Genomic DNA, 21,506 nt, shown 5'->3' with positions numbered 1-21,506 from the left:
AACGGAAGGCGATCTCCAGGGGCAACCTCCCGGAAGATCACCGCGTCCCTCTCCCCGTCAGGGGATGTTGTCGAACATTCTTCCGGAGGCACACCCGGCCGAGGGGCTCAATCTCGTACACCGTACGGTTGAACATCGGCCGACAGCTGCATGAAAATACGATGGAGATCGTCCGAATGCCGTACAGCGCCAGCGCGCCGCAGAGCCCTGGGACGACACATCCTCGCCCACGGCCTCGCTGGTGGACCGAGCTGACGCTGCTCGTCCTGGTCTACGCGGCGTACTCACTGGGCCGGCTGCTCGCACGGGGCGACGTCTCGACCGCCGTCGACCACGGACTGGCGATCCTGCGGGTGGAGAAGGCGCTCCTCCTCAACGCCGAGCATCCGCTCAACCGGCTCTTCACCAGCACCCCGGCCCTCGGCATACCCGCCGACTTCGCCTACGCCTCGCTGCACTACCTCGTCACCCCGGCCGTCCTCGTCTGGCTCTTCCGCCGCCGCCCGGCCCGTTACCGGGCCGCCCGTACCTGGCTGATGCTCTCCACCGTCATCGGCCTGGCCGGCTTCACCCTCCTGCCCACCTGCCCGCCCCGGCTGCTGGCGGCCGGACACGGCTTCGTCGACACCATGGCGCAGTACAGCTCGTACGGCTGGTGGGGCGACGAGGCGAGCGCGCCGCGCGGTCTCGGCGCGATGACCAACCAGTACGCGGCGATGCCGAGCCTGCATGTCGGCTGGGCCGTGTGGTGCGGGGTGCTGCTGTGGCGGCACGCCCGTACCCCGCTGGTGAAGTGGGTGGGCGCCGGCTATCCGCTGGTCATCACCGTGGTGGTGATGGGGACCGCGAACCACTACTTCCTGGACGCGGTCGCGGGCGCGGCGGTGATGGGCCTCGGGGCGCTGCTGACCCGGCCGGCGCTGCGCGCGGCCGAGCGCGTACGGGCCGCGGCGCGCACACGCTCCGGACGGTCGCCGGCGCCGGCCGACAGGTCCCCTGCCGCCGTCGCGCCGCCGTCCCCCGCCGCCTCCCCCGTGTCCTCCTCCGCCGCCTCGTCACCCCGTACGCCGTCCCCTGCCTCACCCCGTAACGGCCCGGTTGTCAGCGGCGGATGCGAGACTTCCGCGGGTGAGCGATTCCCTGGGCAGCGGACCCGCACCGGCACCACCGGCACCACCTCCGCAGACGACACTCCGGCGACGGCTCGCTGAGCTGCGCGGCCCCGCCGTCGCGCCGCATCCGCTCGACGCCCGCGCCCTGGCGGCCCTCGCGGCCAACCCCGGCTGCCGGCGGCGCGCCCTGCTGGACGGCGCCGGGGTCGACAAGGCGGCGCTCGCGTCGGCGCTCGGCTCGCCCGCCCCGTTCGGCCAGTCGCAGTTCGCGTTCATGCGCGGCAACGCCTTCGAGGCCAAGGTCAAGGCCGACGGCGGTACGGAGCTGATGCGGCTGCTGTCCGAACGGCTCGGCGGCCAGTCACCCCCGCCCGCCCCCGGTGAGGTCCTCGTCCCCGATCTGTCGGCGGCCGGTCCCGAGGGGCGCACGGCCCGTACGGCGCTGGCGCTGCGCGAGGCCACGGAGGCGCGGGCGTGGGCGCTGCTCGACCATCCGCTGCTGGCTCTTGAGGTGGCGGGCTCCCCCGCGTATCTGGAGCCGGACGCGGTGGTGGTGCGTCCGGACGGCCGGTGGACGGTCGTGGAGATCAAGTCCTTCCCGATGATCGACGGTGCGGCGGACGCGGCGAAGGTGGGCGCGGCGGCGCGGCAGGCCGCGGTGTACGTCCTGGCGCTGGAGCGGGTCGCCCTGCACACGGCGGGCGCGGAGGTGGCGGACCGCGTGCTGCTGGTCTGCCCCAAGGACTTCTCCAACCTGCCGGCCGCGTCGGTCGTGGACGTACGCAAGCAGCTGTCGGTGACGCGCCGTCAGCTGGCGAGGCTGACCAGGATCGAGGACATCGCGGCCGGGCTGCCCGAGGGCACCACCTTCGATCTGGACCACTGCTCGGGCGAGGAGCTGACGGCCGCGGTCGAATCGGTCTCGGCGGCCTACGCGCCCGAATGCCTGTCCGCGTGCGAGCTGGCCTTCCACTGCCGCCACCGGGCCCGCGAGGAGGGCGCGGTGGAGGCCCTGGGCCGTGGCGTACGGGGCGAGCTGGGCGGTCTGACCACGGTCGGCGCGGTGCTGGCCGCGGCGCACGGCGGGGCGGGCGACCCGGCGGACCCGACGGTCCTCGCGCTGCGCAGGGCCGCCGCGCTGCGGGCGGAGGCACTGGCGGCGGCCGGGACTTCCCCTGAGGCATCGGCCGCCGGGGGCGAAGGAGAGGCCGCCGGGCCGGTCGCCGGGCCGGTCGCCGGGCCGGTCGCCGGGTCCGCGGGTGAGGCGGTCACATGTCGCTGATCAATACGCTCGCCCGGCTGGAGGCCGTCGAGAGCGGACGCGCCCGGCCGCTGGCCACCGTCCGGCACCGCCGGATCTCGGACGAGCCGCTGGTGCTCGTGCCGCTCACCACCGCGGGCGAGGCCGGTGCCCCGCTGGGCGCGCTGGTCGGGACGGACCGGGACGCGCCCCGGCTGCTGACCGTCGCGCAGCCACGCGACCGCGATCTGCGGTTCGCGTTCCTCGGCGAGCTGGCCGAGGCCGTGCTGCCGTATCTCGACGGGTACGCCGATGTGATCGAGCCCGCCGAGCGCAGCGAGACGGACCCGGAGACCGGCAAGCGGGTCAAGGTCGAGGCCGAGCTGTGCGTGGACGCGCCGCAGCTGATCGTGCCGAGCCGGCCGGGCATCGACTTCGTACGGCTGCTGGGGCGGTCGATGCGATTCCGGCGTACGGCCGAGGACGACCCGGACACGCCGTATCCCGCGCCGCCGCGCGTGCCGCTGCTCGGCCGCTGGCTGACGCACTACGGCGAGCGCGCCCGGGTGCCGGGGTCCTCGCTGCTGCTCGCGGCGACCGATCTGCTGAACCGCCACTGGGCGACCGGGCAGTCCAGCCTGGAGGACCAGCATCTCGGCGCGCTGCTCGCCTGGATCGATCCGCCCGAGGGCGCCTCGGGCGCCGAGGCGGCGCTCCGGGCCGAGCTGGACCGGGACCGCGGCGGACAGCTGTGCTGCCCCCCGGCGGGGCCCGCCACCGACCCGGCGTTCGACAACAGGCTGCTGGCGCCCGCCATCGAGGGATACGACCGGGCCCGCCAGGCGCTCGCGGCGGCCGAGGACGGGCCGGGCGCGGAGGAGCAGCTGGCCCGGCTGACCGCGGCGGAGCGGGAGATCCGCGAGCTGCTGGCGGGCGTCATGCGGCCGACCTGGGACGCGGTGTGGCGCGGTCTCGACCTGCTGCGCGCGCTGCCCGCGGGGGCGCGCGTCACCGATCGCTGGACGCGCGACCGCTGGTCGTTCACCGGCCATCGCGACCGGGTGCGCGCCGGGGAGCCGCCGCAGCCGCGGCGGGACGACGCGGTGACGGCGGCGCGGAAGCTCGCCTCGCGCGAGACGGCGCAGACGCAGCTGGAGGCCCAGGAGGCGCTGGACGATCCGCTGGTGTTCGCGGGGCGCAGGCTGTCGGGCGAGGCGTTCCTGAGCGAGGTGACGGAGGTGGTGATGGCGTACAGCGAGAGCAAACGGCCGAGTCCGCGCCCGCTGGTGACCGTCCGCACCGACGACCGGCCGCATCTGGAGGCGGGTACGAAGGTGTTCCGCTCGCTGGACGGCAAACCGCAGTCGGCGGAGTGCGTACGGTCGTCCGCCGACGGGGCGGACGGGACCGACGAGACGGATGGGACGGACGGGACCGACAGCGCCGAGGGTGTGCTGGTGCTGCGGCTGACCGACCGTATGGGCCGCGGCAAGGAGCCCGCTCCCGGCTCCGTGCCGGAGAAGGGCGACCGGATCGCCTGGACGCTCTTCGAGCACGACCAGCGCGGTGGCCCGAAACTGCCGGACGCGGAGGAGACCCCGTGGACGCACGGCGGGCCGCCGGGTGCGGAGGACGCGCCCCCGGCCCAGACCGAGACCGAGACCGAGACCGAGACCCAGACCGAGACCCAAGCCCAGGCCCACGCCCAGGCCGGGACCGGGCCGACGGCCGAGGCTCCGGACCCGGTCACCGAGGAGGACTTCCTGTGACGGACACCGCCGCGTCGGAAACCACCGCCATGCCGGGCCCCGGCCGTCCCGGCCACGCGCCCTTCGATCCGGGCGCCGCCGCCGCGCGTGCCACCCACGCGATCCTGCGCGACACGCTGCACGGCACCCACCGCGGCGTGGTCGTCGACTCACCGCCCGGCGCGGGCAAGTCGACGCTCGTCGTACGGGCCGCCCGCGAACTGGCCGCCGCCGGGCGGCCGTTGATGGTCGTCGCGCAGACCAACGCGCAGGTGGACGACCTGGTCGCGCGGCTCGCCGAGAAGGATCCCGAGCTGCCGGTCGGCCGGCTGCACAGCAATGACCCCGACCCGTACGACAAGGCCCTGGACGCGCTGCCGAACGTCCGCAAGTCCGCGAAGGCGGCGGATCTGGCGGGGCTCGACGTCGTGATCTCGACCGCGGCGAAGTGGGCGCATGTGCAGGGGGTCGAGCCCTGGCGGCACGCCATCGTGGACGAGGCGTACCAGATGCGCTCGGACGCGCTGCTCGCCGTCGCCGGGCTCTTCGAACGCGCGCTGTTCGTCGGCGACCCCGGCCAGCTCGACCCGTTCAGCGTAGTGGGCGCCGACCAGTGGGCGGGGCTGTCGTACGACCCGTCCGCGAGCGCGGTCTCCACGCTCCTCGCGCACAATCCCGAGCTGCCCCAGCACCGGCTGCCCGTGTCCTGGCGGCTGCCCGCGTCCGCGGCGCCGCTGGTGTCGGACGCGTTCTATCCGTACACGCCGTTCCGCAGCGGTACGGGCCACGGCGACCGGAGGCTCGCGTTCGGGGTGCCGTCCGACGGCTCGGGTCCCGACCGGGTGCTCGACGAGGCGGCCGAGTCCGGCTGGGGCCTGCTGGAGCTGCCCGCCCGGCGTACGCCCCGTACGGACCCGGAGGCGGTACGGGCCGTGGCGCTGGTCGTGCGCAGGGTGCTGGACCGCGGCTGCGCGGCCACCAGCGAGCGCTCCCCCGACGCGGTGCCGGTGACGGCCGACCGGATCGCGGTCGGCACCGCCCACCGCGACCAGGCGGCGGCGGTCCGCGCGGCCCTCGCGGAGCTGGGGGTGAGCGGGGTCGCGGTGGACACCGCGAACCGGCTCCAGGGCCGTGAGTTCGATGTCACGGTGGTGCTCCACCCGCTCTCCGGGCGGCCGGACGCCACCGCGTTCCATCTGGAGACGGGCCGGCTGTGCGTGCTCGCGTCCCGGCACCGGCACGCGTGTGTCGTGGTGTGCCGCGCGGGCGTGGCGGAGCTGCTGGACGAGCACCCCTCGACGGAGCCGGTGCGGCTGGGGGTGACGGTGAAGTTCCCGGACGGCTGGGAGGCGAACCACTCGGTTCTGGCCAAGCTCGCGGAGCACCGGGTGAGCTGGCGGCCCTGAGAGAGCGCACGATGGGAGGGCCTGTCCTCGACATGGCGCCGTCCGCCCGTCCCCGGGCAGGCGGGACTTCGCGGACAGGCCCGAGGCCCCCTTGCGCCGGGCGGGACAATGGACGGTGGCCGAAAGGCCCCACACGCACGAGCAGGAGGAGAACCGATGGCGGATCCCGAGCGGAGCGAGCGGCGACTGCGGCCGGCACCACTGCTCTTCGAGCCCTCGGAGGCGGTCGCCGACCCCGAGCACTTCTTCGACCTCGAATCCATCGACGACCCCGCCGACCTGCTGGCCAGAGCGACGGAGCTGACTCTCGCGTTCCGGGCGGCGACGGACCGGGCCGTCGAGTTCCAGGCGATCGCCGCCGCGCAGCTCGCCGATCCCCGCCGCTTCGACCGGCTGACGACGGCGGACATCGCGCTGCGCGCGCAGTGGACCGAGGACTACGCGAAGAAGATGGTCGAGTTCGGCCGGGACCTGCTGCGCGGCGAGGGCCTGGCGAGCCAGTGAGGCCGACGGGACGGCACGGCACTGGCGGGTCTGCGTGTCACCCATGTGGCATATGCGTGGCGCAGGTTACGCCTCCCCGCGCCGCCCTGTCCCGTCTTTCGCGAACTCTCGGGAACGGGTCCATTACTCCCGGTAGATCTGACTGTCATGAGCGCATGGCTACGAGATGAATCCCCGCTGACTCCCGGCATGAGCGACGACGAGCGCCGCACCGACATCTTCGGCCTTCTCCGTGACGAGGGCGGCCCCCAGACCGCGCGGGTCACCCAGGCCGGCGCGGAGTGGCTCGCCTCCGCCGGACCGTACCCCCGCTCCACGCTCTCCCTCTGGACCGCCCGTCCGACCGCGCCCGCGGTGCTGCCCTGCGGCTCCGCCTTCGACGTGGTGAACGCCCCCGCGTTCTTCGGCCGGCGCATGCTGGACCGGCTGTGGGCGGACGGCCCCGGTTCCGGGCCGGTCGCCGCGTACCGCGGCCGTACGCTCCTCTTCGCCGCGCCGGGCACCGCCCAGCGGCTGCCGTCCCTGCTCTCCTGGGAGGAGTGGGGCGGCTCGGGCGGCGGTGAGCCGGAGACGGCGCCGCCGCCGCTGCTCTGCCACGGCACCGGTGACGCGGTGACCGTCCCGCCGCTGTCGCCGGGCCCCGCGTCGGGGCCGCGCTGGATGGTCGCCCCCGACACCCGCCACCCCTGGCTGCCCGGACCCGATGTGCTGCTCTGGGCCTGCGTACGGGCGGCCCGCGACCAGGCGGCGGCCGGGCCGGGCTCCGTACCGCGCCCCAGGACGGCGCGGGAACCGTCGTCGGCGGCGGCTGCCCGACTGCCCCGGTCACGCTCCTGACCATGGGAAACACCTGCTGAAGGGGCCTGTCTGTATCGATTTTTCTTCGCGCCGATCCGGGTGCTAAGGTCTACGACGTCAGCAGGCGCCGCTAGCTCAGTTGGTTAGAGCAGCTGACTCTTAATCAGCGGGTCCGGGGTTCGAGTCCCTGGCGGCGCACAGACACGGAGGAGCCCCTCGCGCGAGCGAGGGGCTCCTCCGTTTTCCGCGGACAAGTCTCCGCCCACAAGGCGCGAGGCGTTGAGGCGCGAGGCTCCAGGGCTTCAGGCCCCGGGGCTTCAGGACGTGACCTCCGGGGTGATCTTGACGGTCCAGGCTCCCGTGGGGGTACGGTCCGCCACCTCCACCCGCGTCCGCTCCTGCTCCACCGTGAAGGTCTCGCCGACCCCCAGCGGCGCGTCCGCCAGCGGCGGATAGACCGACCGGTCCCAGCAGCCCTCGCCGCCCGGATGGGTGTCCACCACCTCGACCGGGCCACCGCCCGACGCCGTCTCGCCGCGTACCCGGTAGATCAGCACCCCCTCGGTGCAGGTGTGCATATCATTCCCGGTCGCCGCGCGCGCCTCGATGGCCAGCGCGGTGTTCCGGCCGGTCCTGACGACCGCGAGCCGGGTCCCGGCGCTCCCGCCGGGGGTGGGCGCCGCCGCGATCGGCTCCAGGGTGAGCAGGCTCGTGCCCGTGGGCGGTACGCACCGCACCTGCCGCTGGTCCAGCCAGCCGAGCTTCCACTTGTGCCAGCCGAAGAGATCCGGCGCCATCCCGAACTGGCTTCCCATCACATCCCAGTCACCGACGTAGGTGTCCCAGTCGCCCCTGCCGTCCGTGGGCCGGTGGTACAGGTCCGCCAGATCGAAGACATGCCCGGTCTCGTGGGCCAGCACGTTGCGGTCCGGCGGGTGCCGTTCGAAGACGGTGACGATACGCCGGATGTCCGTGCCGTCCGCCCGCATCGGCCGGTCGAAGTTGACCACCTTCGTGGCATCGGAGTCGACACCGGGCGCGTCCGGATCGGCGACCAGATACACGACGTCGTAGCGCGAGAAGTCGACCGCCGGATCGGCCGCGGCCAGCGCGTCCCGCAGATAGGCCGTGCGCCGGGCGGGCTCCCAGTCGCGCCGTATCCCGTAGTCGGTGGACGCGTGCGGCATGCGGAACCACTGGAGCCGCGGGTGGGCGCGGAGCGCGAACTTGCCGTACGACGCCTGCTCGTAGAAGCGGCTGGTGGCCGGGAAGTGGTCGGCGGCCAGTTCGGCGGGGTCGGCCAGCGGCGCCGAGTCGGGAAAGGAGAGAAAGATCATGACCGCGTCGAGGACGCGGTCCGGGCGCGGATAGGAGGCGTTCCAGGTGTCGAGGCCGAGGGAGTGATGGGCGCCGGTACGCGGCAGGGCGCAGGGCCCCTCGGGGGCCGAGGCCCCGGCGGGCCCGGCGATCAGCGATGTGGCGGCGAGCGCCACGAGGGAGGTCACGGCGGCCGCGGTCCTGCGCAGGCGGGGCCGTTCCACTCCCCCGGGTGGCTGCGGACGCTCCACATCGACCTCCGGCTCCGGATTGGGGGGCACCACTCCCCACCCTGGGTCGGTTTGTACGACTATGCCCTGTTCCGCTGCACCACATGGGTGAGAGGCCTTGTGATCACTGCGTCGACAACCCGACACCCCGGCGCATCACGGAAAGTCACAAGCGATCACGGCGGGCTCTTCCGGTGCCACAGACGTGCAGAAACGATCGCGCGGTGGCACGCCGGCGGGATTCCGCGGGCTCTTCGATGTCCAGGAGCTGGAACGGCCGCCCGGCCTGCCTCTATGATCGGCACACTTTCCCTGGCAGACCGTCCCGACCACTCTGTACGACACGTCTGTACGACACGACTGCACCGCGGGAGCGAGCCGTGAGCGGAACCTCCGAAGGGCCGCGTCCAGCGGTGGTCGCGGCGGCGGGCATCGGACGGCCACCCGTCACGGAGCGTCATACCTTCGGCAGAACAGCCACCGAGCCGTCGGACGGGCGTGACGCGCACACACCGGGCGGCCCACGCGCACCACGCGGTGTCCTCACGCCGGGCGACGCACAGGACTTCCGCGGCGCCTTCCGGGCCGCCGAACTCGCCATGGCCGTGCTGGACCACGAGGGCTCGGTCGTCAGCGCCAACGACGCGCTCGCCGTGCTCCTCGACACCGAACCCGCCGCGCTCACCGGCCGGGCCGCGGCCGATCTCGTCGACCTCGCCTCCGACAGCCGCACCTGGGACGCCTATCGCGCGGTGCTGGAGCGCCGGCGCGCCCGCTTCCGCTGCACCCGCCGGCTCAAGCACCCCGACGGACGGACCCTCTGGACCGAGGTCACCGTCGTCCCCGTACCGGAGGGACGCGGGGCCCTGCTGTCGATCGCGGACATCAGCGACCGGCGCGAGCTCCAGGCGCGGCTGCGCCATCTCCAGATGCACGACCCGGTGACCCGGCTGCCCAACCGCACCCTGTTCTTCGAGAGGCTCGCCTCCGCGCTGGAGGCCTCGACATACGACGGCGTGACGTACGGCGTGTCCCCGGCCTATCTGGACCGCCGGCCGTACGGCGATGGCAGAACAGGGCGGATCGGGCTGTGCTATCTCGATCTCGACGGCTTCAAGGCCGTCAACGACACCCTCGGCCACCGCACCGGCGACCGGCTGCTCGCGGCCGTGGCGACCCGGCTCACCGAGTGCGCCGACCACGACGGTTACACGCGCAGCGGCGGCCATCTGGTCGCCCGGCTGGGCGGGGACGAGTTCGCGATCCTCGTCGAGGACTCCACCGGTACGGAACAACTCGCCGATCTGGCGCGCTCCGTACTCACCGCGCTCCAGCGCCCCTTCGACCTGGCCGGGCAGCGGCTCTCGGTCTCGGCGTCGATCGGGGTCGTGGAGCGGGTCGCCGAGGGCACCACCCCGACCGGTCTGATGCAGGCCGCCGACACCACGCTGTACTGGGCGAAGGCGGACGGCAAGGCCCGCTGGACCCTCTTCGACCCGGAGCGCAACGCCCATCGGATGACCCGGCAGGCGCTCACCTCGACGCTGCGGCCGGCCGTGGAGCGCGAGGAGTTCGTGCTCCAGTACCAGCCGCTGGTGGGGATGGCCGACGGGGTCGTACGGGGGGTGGAGGCGCTGGTGCGCTGGAACCACCCGCAGTTCGGGACTCTGGCGCCGAATCGGTTCATCGGGATCGCCGAGGAGGACGGCTCGATCGTGCAGCTCGGCCGCTGGGTGCTGCGTACGGCGTGCCGCCAGGCGAGACGGTGGCAGCTGGACCACCCGCACACCCGGCCGCTCTTCGTCAGCGTCAATGTCGCCGTGCGCCAGGTCTGGGACTCCGATCTGGTCGCGGACGTGGCGGAGATCCTCGCGGAGACCGGTCTCGCGCCGCAACTGCTGCAACTGGAGCTGACGGAGTCGGCGGTGATGGGCTCGGCGGGCCGGCCCCTCCAGGCGCTCCAGGCCCTGAGCGACATGGGCGTACGGATCGCGATCGACGACTTCGGGACGGGGTACTCGAACCTCGCGTATCTCAGCCGGCTGCCCGTCTCGGTCCTCAAGCTGGACGGCTCGTTCGTCCGCGGTTTCCGCTACGACGAGGGCGTCCACCCGAGCCCGGCCGACGAGACGATCGTGGAGGCCCTGATCCAGCTCGCGCACCGGCTGGGCCTGACGGTCACCGCGGAGTGTGTGGAGACCTCCGGCCAGGCGGCGCGGCTCCAGCGGATCGGCTGTGACACGGGGCAGGGCTGGCTCTTCTCCCGTCCGGTGGCGCCGGAACGGATCGCGGAGATGGTCGCGGTCAGCCCGAGAGGCGTCTGACGGCCGTTCCCGTCCCGTCCGGGAGGTGGCACGCCGCATGCCCGATGCCCGTATCCGAACAGATGGGCCCCTGACTGGCGGGGACTCGCCATTCGTCCGGGCGGCCTTGCCGGTGATCGGGACGCTGGGTGATCGTGGAAGGGCGTCCCGGCGTCTGTCCCGCCGGGACGCTGGACCATGGCGGCGGAGCAGACTGGGGCGCGAGGCATGAGCTGGGGAACGGTCAGGACCGGCGGCGGGGCCGAGGGCGAACGCGCGGGGGGCGAGGATCCGGGGATCCGCCGGACGGGCCCCGGGTCGCCGGCGGACACGGCTCAGCCCGGCCCTGGGCCGAAGCACGGCAAGTAGACGCGGTGACGGACGCCGGGCCATCTGCGTTCCGTACGGGTGCAGCCGAGCGGGCCGCCATGCGAGGGCTGCTCGACGGGCTGCGCGGCGCCCTGGCCGGGCCGCTCGCGCCGGAGTGGGAGCGTGCCTTCTGGGCGGTTCCGCGGCACCGGTTCCTGCCGGAAAGAGTCTGGGTCGATGACGATCTGACGGCCTGTACCCGTGGCGCGGCACCCGACCACTGGCTCCGCGCCGCGTACGCGAACGGCCCGGTGGTGACGGCGGTCGACGACGGGATCGGTGACGGGGGCGACGACACGATCGGAGGTTGGCTCGACGAGGAGACCGACGACGTCCGGGACCCGGGCGACGGCGGGCGCCGGGTCTCGTCCTCGGCATCGGCCCCGTCGATCGTCTTCCGAATGCTGCGCCTGCTGGCGGTGGAGGACGGTCACCGTGTGCTGGAGATCGGCACCGGTACCGGCTGGAACGCCGGGCTGATGGCGCATCGGCTGGGCAGCGAGCGTGTGACCACGGTCGAGCTGGATCCCCGGCTCAGCGCGCAGGCCGCCCGCCGCCTCCGGGGTGCCGGCCTGGAGCCCCGGATCATCACCGGGGACGGCGCGGCGGGGTACGCGCCCGGAGCGCCGTACGACCGGGTCGTCGCCACCTGCTCCGTACGGCGGGTGCCGGGCGCCTGGCTGGAGCAGACCCGGCCGGGCGGGGTGATCCTGACGCCCTGGGAATCGCCTTGGTTCCGCTTCGGGCTGCTGCGGCTCACCGTACGGGACGACGGCAGCGCGTCCGGCCGGTTCTCCCCGCACGCCGCCTTCGGTCTCATCCGCAACCAGCGCACGGACCTGCGGATCTACCGCGATGTCGTGGAGGACGACCAGATACCGGAGCGGTCCGCCACGCAGCTGTGCCCCTGGGCGGTGGCGGGTGACGACCCGGCCGCGCGCTTCGCCATCGGTCTGCGGCTCCCGGACGTCTGGCGCGCCTGGCACGACAACCCGGATGTGCACGGCGTGGCGTCCCGGCTCTGGCTCGCCACCACCGACACCACGTCCTGGGCGGCCGTCGACTGGGACAGCCGGACGGACAAGCGGCTCACGGTCTGGCAGTACGGCCGCCGCAGGCTGTGGGACGAGGTGGAGGCGACGTACCGGTGGTGGCTCCGGGCCGGCAGTCCCGGCCCGGAGCGCTTCGGCCTGACCGTCACCCCTGACGGCCGGCAGACACCGTGGCTCCACACCCCGGCGGGGGTCCTCACGACCGGGCCGGACGGTGGCTAGGGCCCGGACCGTGTCCGTGGGGCGTCAGGCCGGCAGGCCGTACGCGTCCGCGATCAGCCCGTAGCTGCGCAGCCGCTCCTCGCCGCTGTGCGCGTGGGAGGTGATCATCAGCTCGTCGGCGCCCGTGCGCTTCTGCAGGTCGTTGAGGCCGTCGCGGACCGCGTCCGGAGTGCCGTGCACGATATTGACGAGCCAGTTGTCCACGAACTCCTGCTCCATCGGGCTGAACCGGTACGCCTCGGCCTCCTCCGGCGTCGGGACGAGCCCCGGCCGGCCGGTGCGCAGCTGGACCATGGAGAGCGCGCCGGACAGCACCTGACGGCGGGCCTCGCGCTCGCTGCCGGAGGCCAGGGCCGAGACGCCGATCAGCGCGTACGGGGCGTCGAGGACCGCGGAGGGGCGGAACGACTCCCGGTAGAGATCGAGCGCCGGGATGGTGTTCTGCGCCGAGAAGTGGTGGGCGAAGGCGAACGGCAGCCCCAGCACCCCGGCCAGCCGGGCGCTGAAGCCGGAGGAGCCGAGCAGCCAGACCGGCGGCCGGCCCGCGGGGCCCTGGACCGGGCCCGGTACCGCGTGGATACGGGAGTACGGGTGGCCGTCGGGGAAGTCGTCGTCCAGGAACCGGGTCAGCTCGGCCAGTTGCTGCGGGAAGTCGTCGGCGCCCTCGTTCAGCCGGTCGGAGCGACGCAGCGCGGCGGCCGTCGCCCCGTCGGTGCCGGGCGCGCGGCCCAGGCCCAGATCGACCCGGCCCGGCGCGAGCGCCTCGACCGTGCCGAACTGCTCGGCGATCACCAGCGGGGCGTGGTTGGGCAGCATCACACCGCCCGAGCCGAGCCGGATGCGCTCGGTGTGGGCGGCGAGATGGGCGAGGATCACGGCCGGGGACGACGAGGCCACACCCGGCATGGAGTGATGTTCGGCGACCCAGTGCCGGTGGTATCCCCTGCGCTCGGCGAGCTTCGCGAGCGCGACGCTCGTCCGCAGAGACTCGGAGGCGGTGGAGCCCTTGCCCACCGTGACCAGGTCCAGTACCGAGAGGGGTACGGGCGCGGTGCCGTGCGCCGTTCCCCTGATGCCGTCCGTCGTGCCTCGGCTCGCGTCGTCCACCGGTCAGACCCTCCTGCGTATCGAATGCGTACAGGAGGGGTACAACAGGAGGGTCTCTCCGTTTATTCCCGGGCCGGGCGCCGGATTATTCCCGCGCGCACGCGGGCGTGGACGCCCGCGCCCGCGCCGTCAGCTCCGGGCCTCGAACTCCCGGCCTTCGAACAGCCTCCCCAGCCGGGGTCCCCAGGCCCTGCGCCCCGCGAGCCGCAGCCCTTCCCAGACCGTCACCTGGTTCGCGGTGAGGACGGGCTTGCCGAGGATCTCCTCCAGCTCCGGCAGATACGCGATCGTGTGCAGGGCCGTGTCCGGGAGCAGGACGACCTCCGCGTCCGGATGGTCGCCCGCGCGGGCCAGTTCGAGGACCTGCTCCTGCTCCCAGGTGCCGACCTCGGCCGCGGTGATGATGCCGCTGGCCCGGTCGGAGACGACCTCGATCCCGGCCGCCTTGAGGAAGGCGGCGAAGTACGCGGTGACATCCGCCGGGTAGGTGGCGGCCACGGCGACCCGCCGGACGTCCAGCGCGCGTACGGCGTGGGCGAAGGCAAACGAGGTGCTCGACGCCGGCAGCCCGGCGGCGGCAGCGAGGGCGCGCGTCTGCTCATGGGCGCCCTCCCACCCGTAGATGAAGCTTCCGCTGGTGCAGGCCCAGACGACGGACTCGGCGCCGGCGAGGCGCAGCTCCTCCACCCCCGCGGCGAGCCGTTCGTCCGCCCCCATCCGGAGCAGCGCGTCGACGCGGTGGGCGTCCTCGCCGATATCGGTGTGGACCACGGGCAGCCTGATGTCACTACCGAACATCATTTCGATGCGGGGGTAGTCGTCCTCGGCCGAATGCCCGGGGTAGAGGAGTCCGACGGTGGTCATGTCCATCCTTCCGTATCTTCCGGCAGCGGCTCCGCCGGCAGGGCGGCCTGCCCCGGCGGGGCCACCCCGACCGGGCCGACCGGCCCGATCGGCGCCGCGGGCGAGACGGGCGCGACCGGCGGCAGAGGCTCCACCGGTGGCATCGCCGGCACCGCGTGCGCCGACGGCCGATCGAGCAGCAGTCCCTGGTACGGACCGACGGCGTGTGCTCCGAGCCTGCGCAGTGCCGCCCACATCGTCACCTGGTTGGCGGACAGGACGGGCATTCTCAGCTCGGCCTCCAGCTGCGGAATCGCGTCGTACGTCGGCAGATTCGTACAGCTGATGAAGAGCGCGTCGGCCGCCCCGACGACGGCCTGCCGCGCCATGTCCACGACCGACCGGTACGGCACCTTCCAGATGTGCCGGGTCAGCCCCAGAAAAGCGCGACCCGTCACAGTTACCCCGACCTCGCCCAGATAGTCCTCCAGCGACTGGGTGACCGACTCCGTATAGGGCGTGACCAGCGCGATACGGCCGACACCCAGCTCCTCCAGCGCCTCGACCAAGGCTCCGGACGTCGTGAGCGAGGGCACCTCGCCGGCGCGGTTCATCGCCTCGCACATGGCACGCTCGCCGGCCGCGCCGCCGACGAAACTGCCGGAGGTGCAGGCATAGGCGATGACCTCGGGTTCCGAGGCTCCGAGCGCTCTGACCGCCTCGCCGAGGGTCTCGTGCTCGCTGACCAGCCGCGCCAGGTCGAGGGAGACCTCGACCGGCACGTACGGCGTACGTGTCACGCGCAGGGAAATATCGTCGGGCACCCACCGCCACAGTTCACGGTCGAGTGCGAAATCGAAGGGAGCGACCACGCCGACACCACGCTGCGGCTCTGGACCACCCAGAAAGGAGACTTCCACGACGTGCCCCCTTATCAGGCTCTTGTTTGACGACGGTAGGAGCCAAGTGCGAGCGTGGTCAATCCGCCCATCTCAGACGTTGCACGGAATTTTCCCGAGGGAAATCCCGAGGGAACCCCGCCCGGCCCGATCATCGGCAGACTCCCCCCTGGTAGACGGCAGATTTCCGTCCGGCACCCGGCGGACCCGCCGACGGTCCGGCCCCGGCAGAAGGGCTGCTCCTCATGACAGCACCCACCCTCCTCGTCCTGGAGGCGGACCCTCCGCCACGGCTGGGCCGGCTCACCGGGAAGGCACGGATCCACTCCGTCGACGAAGCCGGTCTCGCCGCCGAACTCCCGCGCGCGGACGCCCTGCTGGTCTGGGACTTCACCTCCGACGCGGTACGGAACGCCTGGCCGGGCGAGGGGCCGCGGCCCGGCTGGGTGCACACCGCGAGCGCCGGGGTGGACCGGCTGCTCTGCCCCGAGCTGATCGCCTCCGACACGGTCGTGACCAATGCCCGGGGCATCTTCGAGGCGCCGATCGCCGAGTACGTGGCGGGGCTGGTGCTCGCCATGGCGAAGGATCTCCCCGGGACCCTGGAGCTCCAGCGCCAGCGCCGCTGGCGCCATCGCGAGGGCCTTCAGGTCGCGGGCAGCCGGGCGGTCGTGATCGGCGCGGGCCCGATCGGCCGGGCCGTGGCCGGGACGCTGCGGGCGCTGGGCGTGACGGTGGCCGTCACCGGCCGTACGGCGCGCCCCGGCGTGCACGCCGCCGACCAGCTGGACCGGCTGCTGATCCGGGCCGACTGGGTGATCTCCGCGGCGCCGCTCACGGACGCCACACGCGGCATGTTCGACGCACGGCTCTTCGGCCTGATGCAGCCCTCCGCCCGGTTCATCAATGTGGGCCGCGGTCAGCTCGTGGTGGAGGACGATCTCGTCGCGGCGGTGTCCAAGCGGTGGATCGCGGGCGCGGCGCTCGATGTCTTCGCGCACGAGCCGCTGGACACGGGCAGCAGGCTCTGGGACGTCCCCGGCCTGATCATCTCCCCGCACATGAGCGGGGACACGGTCGGCTGGCGCGACCGGCTGGGCGAACAGTTCGTGGATCTGTATGAACTTTGGGCCGCCGGAAAGCCTCTGCCGAACGTGGTGGACAAGAAACGTGGGTACGTCCCCATGCATGACTGATCACACGAGCGACCCCACCCGCCTCACCGACCTCACCGCACGGCAGCTCCTGGCCGGCTACGAGAGGGGCGACTTCTCGCCGCTCGACGCGACCCGTGCCGTACTGGACCGGATCGAGGTGGTGCAGCCACTGGTCAACGCCTTCGTACGGGTGGACGCCGACGCCGCGCTCGCGCAGGCGGAGGCGTCCACCGCCCGGTGGAGCGCGCGGGAACCGCGGGGGCTGCTCGACGGGGTGCCGGTCTCGGTGAAGGACATCTTCCTCCAGCGCGGCAGCCCCACCCTCCGCGGCTCCAGGACCGTACGGACCCAGGGCGCCTGGGACGAGGACGCGCCGGCGGTGGCGCGGCTGCGGGAACACGGCGCGGTCCTCGTCGGCAAGACCACCACCCCGGAGTTCGGCTGGAAGGGCGTCACGGACTCACCGCTGAGCGGGGTGACCCGTAATCCGTACGACCCGTCCCGGACGTCGGGCGGGTCCAGCGGCGGCAGCGCGGCGGCGGTGGCGCTGGGCGCGGCCCCGCTCTCCATCGGGACGGACGGCGGCGGCTCGGTCCGTATCCCGGCCTCCTTCTGCGGGATCTTCGGGTTCAAACCGACGTACGGCCGGGTGCCGCTCTATCCGTCCAGCCCGTTCGGCACGCTCGCGCACGCCGGGCCGATGACCCGGGACGCGGCGGACGCCGCCCTGCTGATGGATGTGATCAGCGGCGCCGACTGGCGGGACTGGTCGCAGCTCGCCCCGGCGCCGGGCCTCTCCGCCGCGCTGACGGACGGCGCGGCGGGCGGGGCGGGCGGGGGCGGCGTCAAGGGGCTGCGGATCGCGTACTCCCCGACCTTCGGCAACCAGGTCGCGGTGCGTCCCGAGGTGGCCTCGGCCGTCCGGCGCGCGGTGGGCCGGCTCGCCGAGCTGGGGGCGTACATCGAGGAGGCCGATCCGGATGTCACGGATCCGGTGGAGGCCTTCCACACCCTGTGGTTCAGCGGCGCGGCCCGGCTGGTGGAGCCGTTCGGCGCGGAGCAGCGCGAGCTGCTCGATCCGGGGCTGCGGGAGATCGTCGCGGCCGGTGAGCGCTACAGCGCGCTGGACTATCTGGCCGCGGTCGACGCGCGGATGGAGCTGGGCCGGCGGTTCGGCCGGTTCCACGAGTCGTACGACCTGCTGGTCACGCCCACGCTGCCGATCACCGCGTTCGAGGCGGGCCGGGAGACGCCGCGGGGCTCGGGCCAGCGGCGCTGGACGGCCTGGACGCCGTTCACGTACCCGTTCAACCTGACGCAGCAGCCCGCCGCGAGCGTGCCGTGCGGGGTGGACGGGGACGGGCTGCCGATCGGCGTGCAGCTGGTCGCCGGGCGCCACGCGGACGCGCTGGTGCTGCGCGCCGCGCACGCGCTGTACGAGTCGGGCGCGGCGCCCGGCCTTCCCGCCCCGGGGGTCACTCCCGCCGGAAGCTGAGCGTCTCGCCGACGGCGCCCGCGCGCCACAGGTCCTGGCAGGCCTCGGCCATCCGGTCGAGGCCGTCCACCACCGTCCCCCAGACGATGCCGGGGATCCAGCCCATGTCCCCGTTGATCAGGAGATTGTTGCGCTCGTAGAAGAGGGCCAGGTCCACGACGGTGCGCCGGCCGCGCACCGCCTTCTCGTCGTAGCCGTACGACGACGTGCCCAGCTCCGTGTCGGAGAAGGTGAAGTAGCACAGGTCCCCGGGGATGGGGGTCACGGTCGGATTCTCCAGCGGTGGTTCCTCGGCGGCGAAGGCCGGAAAGAGCGCGTAGATCTCATTGCGCGCGTACTTCGCGTGATACACGTCCGAGCCCAGCGGCAGCGCCTCCCACACCGCCGCGCAGGTGACCGGAGCCCGGTCGTCCAGGAGTTTCGCGGTGCAGTGCACCCCGCGCTTGTCGAGCGACACAGTTACAAATCGGTCGGCCATGTCCTCATGGTCCTCATCTGATCCACTGAGTCAAGAGCATCCGACCGGGCGCGGGGCGGTCTCAAGATCGGCTCGAAATGATGTGCATAACCCGTATGGAGTCGGGTAGCCGCGCGCCCATGGCTTCACCACCAGAGCACGACAAGGAAAGAACCGCAAAACGGTCCATAGGCCGCCGGTCACCGGGGCGCCGGTCCCTGGGCCGCCGGTCCCTTCTGCTGGGCACGGCGGCGCTGGGCGCCGCGGGGGCACTCGGCGCCGCCGGCTGCAGCAGGATCCCGTCGGGTGACACACTCGCCCGGCTGAAGTCCCAGCGCACGGTGCGACTCGGTATCGCGGGCGAGGCACCGTACGGATTCATCGACGACCAGGGCGAATTCACCGGTGAGGCGGTGGAGCTGGCGAAGGTGATCTTCAAGCGGCTCGGTATCGGCGCGGTGCAGCCCGTGGCCACCGACTTCTCCTCGCTGATACCCGGCCTCAATTCGCAGCAGTTCGATGTCGTCTCGGCCGGGATGTACATCAACAAGGAGCGCTGCGCGCAGGTCATCTTCGCCGATCCCGAGTACCAGATGCTCGACTCGTTCATCGTGCGCAAGGGAAATCCCAAAGGGCTGCACTCGTATCAGGACGTGGTGCGGACGAAGGCGAAGATCGCCACCGGCACCGGCTACGCCGAGATCGACTACGCGATATCCGCCGGGGTCCCGGAGAACGAACTCGTCATTCTCCAGGATCCGGTCGCGGGGCTGAACGCGGTCGAGTCCGGCCGGGTCGACGTATTCGCCGGGACCGCGCTCACCGGCCGCGATGTGGTGAAGAAGAGCACCAGGGCGGAGGCCACGAAGCCGTTCGCGCCGGTCGTGGACGGCAAGAAGAAGATCGACGGCGGCGGGTTCGCCTTCCGCCCCACCGACACCGGTCTCCGGGACGCCTTCAATGTCGAGATCCACAAGATGAAGAAGAGCGGCGAACTGTTCCGCATCCTCAAGCCGTTCGGCTTCACGGAGGCGGAGATGACCACCCTGACCGCAGAGGAGCTGTGCGCATGACAGCCGGCCTCTGGACCCACTGGGTGCTGCCCGGTATCTGGATCACGGTCCAGCTCACCCTGTACAGCGCCGCTCTCGCCGCCGTCGTGGCCTTCACCGTCGGCACCGCCCGTACGCACAGCTCGCGCTTCGTCCGCTTCCTCGCGGGCCTCTACACCGAGATCTTCCGGGGCACCTCGGCGCTGGTGCTGATGTTCTGGCTGTTCTTCGTCATGCCGGGCCTGTTCGGCTGGGCCCTGGTCCCGATGTGGGCCGCCGTGCTCGCGCTGGGGCTGTCGTACGGGGCGTACGGCGCCGAGGTCGTACGCGGCGCGCTGAACTCCGTGGCACCCGCGCAGCGCGAGGCCGGCATCGCCCTGAACTTCACGCCCTGGCAGCGCATGCGGCTGATCCTGCTGCCCCAGGCGATCCCGGAGATGATCCCGCCGTTCAGCAACCTGCTCATCGAGCTGCTGAAGGGCACCGCGCTGGTCTCCCTGCTGGGCGTCGCCGATGTGTCGTTCGCCGCCTATCTGGTGCGGCTGGCCACCCAGGAGAGCGCGCAGATCTACTCGGTGACGCTGGTGATCTATTTCGTGCTCGCGTTCGTCCTCGCCCGTGGAATGCGGGCGCTTGAGCGCAGGACCAAGGCCGGTATCGGCATCACCGCGACACCGGGAGGTGCCCGATGAACAATTGGGACTGGTCCGCCGTCGCGGACTTCATGCCACGCTTCTGGGACGGCCTGCTCCTCACCCTTCAGGTGCTGGTGCTCGGCTCGCTGCTCTCCTTCACGCTCGGTCTGGTCTGGGCGATCGGATTCCGGGCGCCGACGCGTTTCATCCGGTGGCCGGTCAATGTCATCACCGAGTTCATCCGGAACACCCCGCTGCTCGTGCAGCTGTTTTTCTTCTTCTTCGTCCTGCCCGAATGGGGCGTGCAGTTCTCCGGGCTGACCACCGGCACGATCGCGATCGGCCTGCACTATTCGACCTACACCGCCCAGGTGTACCGGGCCGGTATCGACGCGGTGCCGGCCGGGCAGTGGGAGGCGGCCACCGCGCTCAGTCTGCCGCCCGGCCGTACGTGGCTGGTGGTGATCCTGCCGCAGGCGATCCGGCGGATCGTGCCCGCGCTGGGCAACTACGTCATCTCGATGCTGAAGGACACGCCTCTGCTCGCCGGAATCAGTGTGCTGGAAATGCTCCAGCAGTCCCGGCTGGAGAGCGCGACCACCTTCCAGTACACCGAACCGCTGACCGTGGTCGGTGTCGCCTTCATTCTCATCGCCTACCCGGCTTCTCTTCTCATGCGAGCCCTGGAGCGTCGTCTTGTCCGCTGACATATCCACCCCCGAGATCCCCGATCCGAAAGCCACCGGTCCCGCGGACGAGCTGATCCGTTTCGACAACGTCACCAAGCGGTTCGGCAAGAACACCGTGCTGGACAATCTCTGTTTCTCCGTGCGGCCCGGAAAACATGTGACGCTGATCGGCCCGTCCGGGTCGGGGAAGACGACGATCCTGCGGCTGCTGATGACCCTGGTGAAACCGGACGAGGGCGTCATCACCATCAATGGCGACAGACTCTTCCCCGCCGACAGCAAGCATGTCCGTGAAGTGCGCAAGAACATCGGCATGGTCTTCCAGCAGTTCAATCTCTTCCCCAACATGAACGTGCTGCGCAATGTCACCGAGGCCCCGGTCAAGGTGCTGGGGCTGAGCAAGGACGAGGCGGAGGAGCGCGGTCGCGAGCTGCTCGATCTGGTCGGCCTCGGCGACCGCTGCGCGGCGAAGCCGACCCAGCTCTCGGGCGGCCAGCAGCAGCGGGTGGCGATCGCCCGCGCGCTGGCGATGCGGCCGAAGATCCTGCTGCTCGACGAGGTCACCTCGGCCCTCGACCCCGAACTGGTCGCGGGCGTCCTCGACGTGCTCCGGGACATCGCCCGCACCACGGACATCACGATGCTCTGCGTGACCCACGAGATGAACTTCGCCCGGGACATCTCCGACGACGTCCTGATGTTCGACGCCGGAAAGGTCATCGAATCGGGCCCGCCGGAGAAGATCTTCTCCGAGCCGGAGCACGAACGTACGCGCGAGTTCCTGGGCGCGGTGCTCTGACCTCGTATCCCCTCGGGCAAGTATCCCTCTGGCATATGCCAGAGCGATGCGCCCCAGTCCAGGGCGCCGGCC

19 protein-coding genes and 1 tRNA gene are annotated in these 21,506 nt (G+C 72.2%); 15 read left to right on the top strand and 5 right to left on the bottom strand.

Going from position 1 to position 21,506, the window contains the following annotated elements; genetic code table 11:
- Positions 1-176: 176 nt before the first annotated feature.
- The 7 genes from ACIOGX_RS06270 (at position 177) to ACIOGX_RS06240 (ending at position 7,006) form a co-directional block, all read left to right on the top strand.
- Positions 177-1,211 (top strand): phosphatase PAP2 family protein, encoded by a 1,035-nt coding sequence (locus tag ACIOGX_RS06270; protein WP_401911990.1) that lies wholly within the window; start codon positions 177-179, stop codon positions 1,209-1,211.
- Complete coding sequence (locus ACIOGX_RS06265) at positions 1,129-2,394, top strand: hypothetical protein (RefSeq protein ID WP_401910780.1); 1,266 nt, start codon at positions 1,129-1,131, stop codon at positions 2,392-2,394. Before ACIOGX_RS06270 ends, ACIOGX_RS06265 begins: the two co-directional genes overlap by 83 nt.
- Positions 2,385-4,121 carry a hypothetical protein gene (locus ACIOGX_RS06260; RefSeq protein WP_401910778.1) on the top strand — a complete coding sequence of 579 codons (1,737 nt, stop codon included), beginning with the start codon at positions 2,385-2,387 and terminating at the stop codon, positions 4,119-4,121. Before ACIOGX_RS06265 ends, ACIOGX_RS06260 begins: the two co-directional genes overlap by 10 nt.
- A gap of 29 nt (positions 4,122-4,150) precedes the next feature.
- Positions 4,151-5,506 (top strand): AAA domain-containing protein, encoded by a 1,356-nt coding sequence (locus ACIOGX_RS06255; protein WP_401911987.1) that lies wholly within the window; start codon positions 4,151-4,153, stop codon positions 5,504-5,506.
- Positions 5,507-5,662: 156 nt separating this feature from the next.
- Positions 5,663-6,010: a hypothetical protein gene (locus ACIOGX_RS06250; protein ID WP_356508528.1), complete on the top strand. Its 348-nt coding sequence runs from the start codon at positions 5,663-5,665 to the stop codon at positions 6,008-6,010.
- Between the two features lie 147 nt (positions 6,011-6,157).
- Positions 6,158-6,847 carry a hypothetical protein gene (locus ACIOGX_RS06245; protein WP_384762827.1) on the top strand — a complete coding sequence of 230 codons (690 nt, stop codon included), beginning with the start codon at positions 6,158-6,160 and terminating at the stop codon, positions 6,845-6,847.
- Positions 6,848-6,932: 85 nt separating this feature from the next.
- Positions 6,933-7,006: transfer RNA gene (locus tag ACIOGX_RS06240), tRNA-Lys, on the top strand.
- Positions 7,007-7,125: 119 nt separating this feature from the next.
- Here the strand turns inward: ACIOGX_RS06240 and ACIOGX_RS06235 are convergent.
- The gene (locus ACIOGX_RS06235; protein WP_401910774.1) at positions 7,126-8,406 is read right to left on the bottom strand and encodes a M6 family metalloprotease domain-containing protein; all 1,281 of its coding nucleotides are present in this window, start codon (positions 8,404-8,406) and stop codon (positions 7,126-7,128) included.
- Positions 8,407-8,735: 329 nt separating this feature from the next.
- Between ACIOGX_RS06235 and ACIOGX_RS06230 the strand changes: the two genes are divergently transcribed.
- Entirely contained in the window at positions 8,736-10,679 is a 1,944-nt protein-coding gene (locus tag ACIOGX_RS06230; protein ID WP_356508532.1) for an EAL domain-containing protein, read from the top strand.
- 353 nt (positions 10,680-11,032) lie between these two features.
- Positions 11,033-12,301: a methyltransferase domain-containing protein gene (locus tag ACIOGX_RS06225; protein ID WP_401910772.1), complete on the top strand. Its 1,269-nt coding sequence runs from the start codon at positions 11,033-11,035 to the stop codon at positions 12,299-12,301.
- A gap of 24 nt (positions 12,302-12,325) precedes the next feature.
- Here the strand turns inward: ACIOGX_RS06225 and ACIOGX_RS06220 are convergent, their stop codons facing one another.
- From ACIOGX_RS06220 to ACIOGX_RS06210, 3 genes are all read right to left on the bottom strand, one after another.
- Positions 12,326-13,408 carry an LLM class flavin-dependent oxidoreductase gene (locus ACIOGX_RS06220; RefSeq protein WP_356508536.1) on the bottom strand — a complete coding sequence of 361 codons (1,083 nt, stop codon included), beginning with the start codon at positions 13,406-13,408 and terminating at the stop codon, positions 12,326-12,328.
- A gap of 129 nt (positions 13,409-13,537) precedes the next feature.
- Complete coding sequence (locus tag ACIOGX_RS06215) at positions 13,538-14,272, bottom strand: decarboxylase (protein WP_401910769.1); 735 nt, start codon at positions 14,270-14,272, stop codon at positions 13,538-13,540.
- Entirely contained in the window at positions 14,269-15,171 is a 903-nt protein-coding gene (locus tag ACIOGX_RS06210; protein ID WP_401910766.1) for a decarboxylase, read from the bottom strand. The genes ACIOGX_RS06215 and ACIOGX_RS06210 overlap by 4 nt, the downstream gene beginning before the upstream one ends.
- Before the next feature lie 224 nt (positions 15,172-15,395).
- Between ACIOGX_RS06210 and ACIOGX_RS06205 the strand changes: the two genes are divergently transcribed.
- Together ACIOGX_RS06205 and ACIOGX_RS06200 are read left to right on the top strand one after the other, a co-directional pair.
- The gene (locus ACIOGX_RS06205; RefSeq protein WP_383966344.1) at positions 15,396-16,346 is read left to right on the top strand and encodes a D-2-hydroxyacid dehydrogenase; all 951 of its coding nucleotides are present in this window, start codon (positions 15,396-15,398) and stop codon (positions 16,344-16,346) included.
- Positions 16,339-17,802: an amidase gene (locus ACIOGX_RS06200; RefSeq protein ID WP_401910762.1), complete on the top strand. Its 1,464-nt coding sequence runs from the start codon at positions 16,339-16,341 to the stop codon at positions 17,800-17,802. The genes ACIOGX_RS06205 and ACIOGX_RS06200 overlap by 8 nt, the downstream gene beginning before the upstream one ends.
- Here the strand turns inward: ACIOGX_RS06200 and ACIOGX_RS06195 are convergent.
- The gene (locus ACIOGX_RS06195) at positions 17,783-18,280 is read right to left on the bottom strand and encodes a DUF3830 family protein (protein ID WP_129769004.1); all 498 of its coding nucleotides are present in this window, start codon (positions 18,278-18,280) and stop codon (positions 17,783-17,785) included. The genes ACIOGX_RS06200 and ACIOGX_RS06195 overlap by 20 nt on opposite strands.
- Before the next feature lie 119 nt (positions 18,281-18,399).
- Here ACIOGX_RS06195 and ehuB point away from each other — a divergent pair, with 119 nt between their 5' ends.
- The 4 genes from ehuB to ehuA are packed head-to-tail and all read left to right on the top strand — an operon-like array spanning position 18,400 to position 21,434.
- Positions 18,400-19,332 carry an ectoine/hydroxyectoine ABC transporter substrate-binding protein EhuB gene (gene ehuB, locus ACIOGX_RS06190; RefSeq protein ID WP_129769005.1) on the top strand — a complete coding sequence of 311 codons (933 nt, stop codon included), beginning with the start codon at positions 18,400-18,402 and terminating at the stop codon, positions 19,330-19,332.
- A complete protein-coding gene (gene ehuC / locus ACIOGX_RS06185) occupies positions 19,329-20,003 on the top strand; it encodes an ectoine/hydroxyectoine ABC transporter permease subunit EhuC (RefSeq protein WP_401767706.1) in 675 nt (224 codons plus the stop codon). The genes ehuB and ehuC overlap by 4 nt, the downstream gene beginning before the upstream one ends.
- Entirely contained in the window at positions 20,000-20,653 is a 654-nt protein-coding gene (gene ehuD / locus ACIOGX_RS06180) for an ectoine/hydroxyectoine ABC transporter permease subunit EhuD (RefSeq protein ID WP_356508550.1), read from the top strand. Before ehuC ends, ehuD begins: the two co-directional genes overlap by 4 nt.
- Positions 20,643-21,434 carry an ectoine/hydroxyectoine ABC transporter ATP-binding protein EhuA gene (gene ehuA, locus ACIOGX_RS06175; RefSeq protein WP_356508552.1) on the top strand — a complete coding sequence of 264 codons (792 nt, stop codon included), beginning with the start codon at positions 20,643-20,645 and terminating at the stop codon, positions 21,432-21,434. The genes ehuD and ehuA overlap by 11 nt, the downstream gene beginning before the upstream one ends.
- The last annotated feature ends 72 nt before the right edge of the window (positions 21,435-21,506 follow it).

Origin of the sequence: Streptomyces sp. NPDC088147 (assembly GCF_044741565.1) — a bacterium.
Lineage (GTDB): Bacteria > Actinomycetota > Actinomycetes > Streptomycetales > Streptomycetaceae > Streptomyces.
Note: the sequence above shows the minus strand (reverse complement) of the source record. Positions and strands in the feature narration are given on the sequence as shown.

Coding starts and splice junctions, on each gene's coding strand:
- ACIOGX_RS06270 (WP_401911990.1), top strand. CDS start 177: ATGCCGTACAGCGCCAGCGCGCCGCAGAGCCCTGGGACGACACATCCT.
- ACIOGX_RS06260 (WP_401910778.1), top strand. CDS start 2,385: ATGTCGCTGATCAATACGCTCGCCCGGCTGGAGGCCGTCGAGAGCGGA.
- ACIOGX_RS06255 (WP_401911987.1), top strand. CDS start 4,151: ATGCCGGGCCCCGGCCGTCCCGGCCACGCGCCCTTCGATCCGGGCGCC.
- ACIOGX_RS06250 (WP_356508528.1), top strand. CDS start 5,663: ATGGCGGATCCCGAGCGGAGCGAGCGGCGACTGCGGCCGGCACCACTG.
- ACIOGX_RS06245 (WP_384762827.1), top strand. CDS start 6,158: ATGAGCGCATGGCTACGAGATGAATCCCCGCTGACTCCCGGCATGAGC.
- ACIOGX_RS06215 (WP_401910769.1), bottom strand. CDS start 14,272: ATGACCACCGTCGGACTCCTCTACCCCGGGCATTCGGCCGAGGACGAC.
- ACIOGX_RS06205 (WP_383966344.1), top strand. CDS start 15,396: ATGACAGCACCCACCCTCCTCGTCCTGGAGGCGGACCCTCCGCCACGG.
- ACIOGX_RS06200 (WP_401910762.1), top strand. CDS start 16,339: ATGACTGATCACACGAGCGACCCCACCCGCCTCACCGACCTCACCGCA.
- ACIOGX_RS06195 (WP_129769004.1), bottom strand. CDS start 18,280: ATGGCCGACCGATTTGTAACTGTGTCGCTCGACAAGCGCGGGGTGCAC.
- ehuB (WP_129769005.1), top strand. CDS start 18,400: ATGGCTTCACCACCAGAGCACGACAAGGAAAGAACCGCAAAACGGTCC.
- ehuC (WP_401767706.1), top strand. CDS start 19,329: ATGACAGCCGGCCTCTGGACCCACTGGGTGCTGCCCGGTATCTGGATC.
- ehuD (WP_356508550.1), top strand. CDS start 20,000: ATGAACAATTGGGACTGGTCCGCCGTCGCGGACTTCATGCCACGCTTC.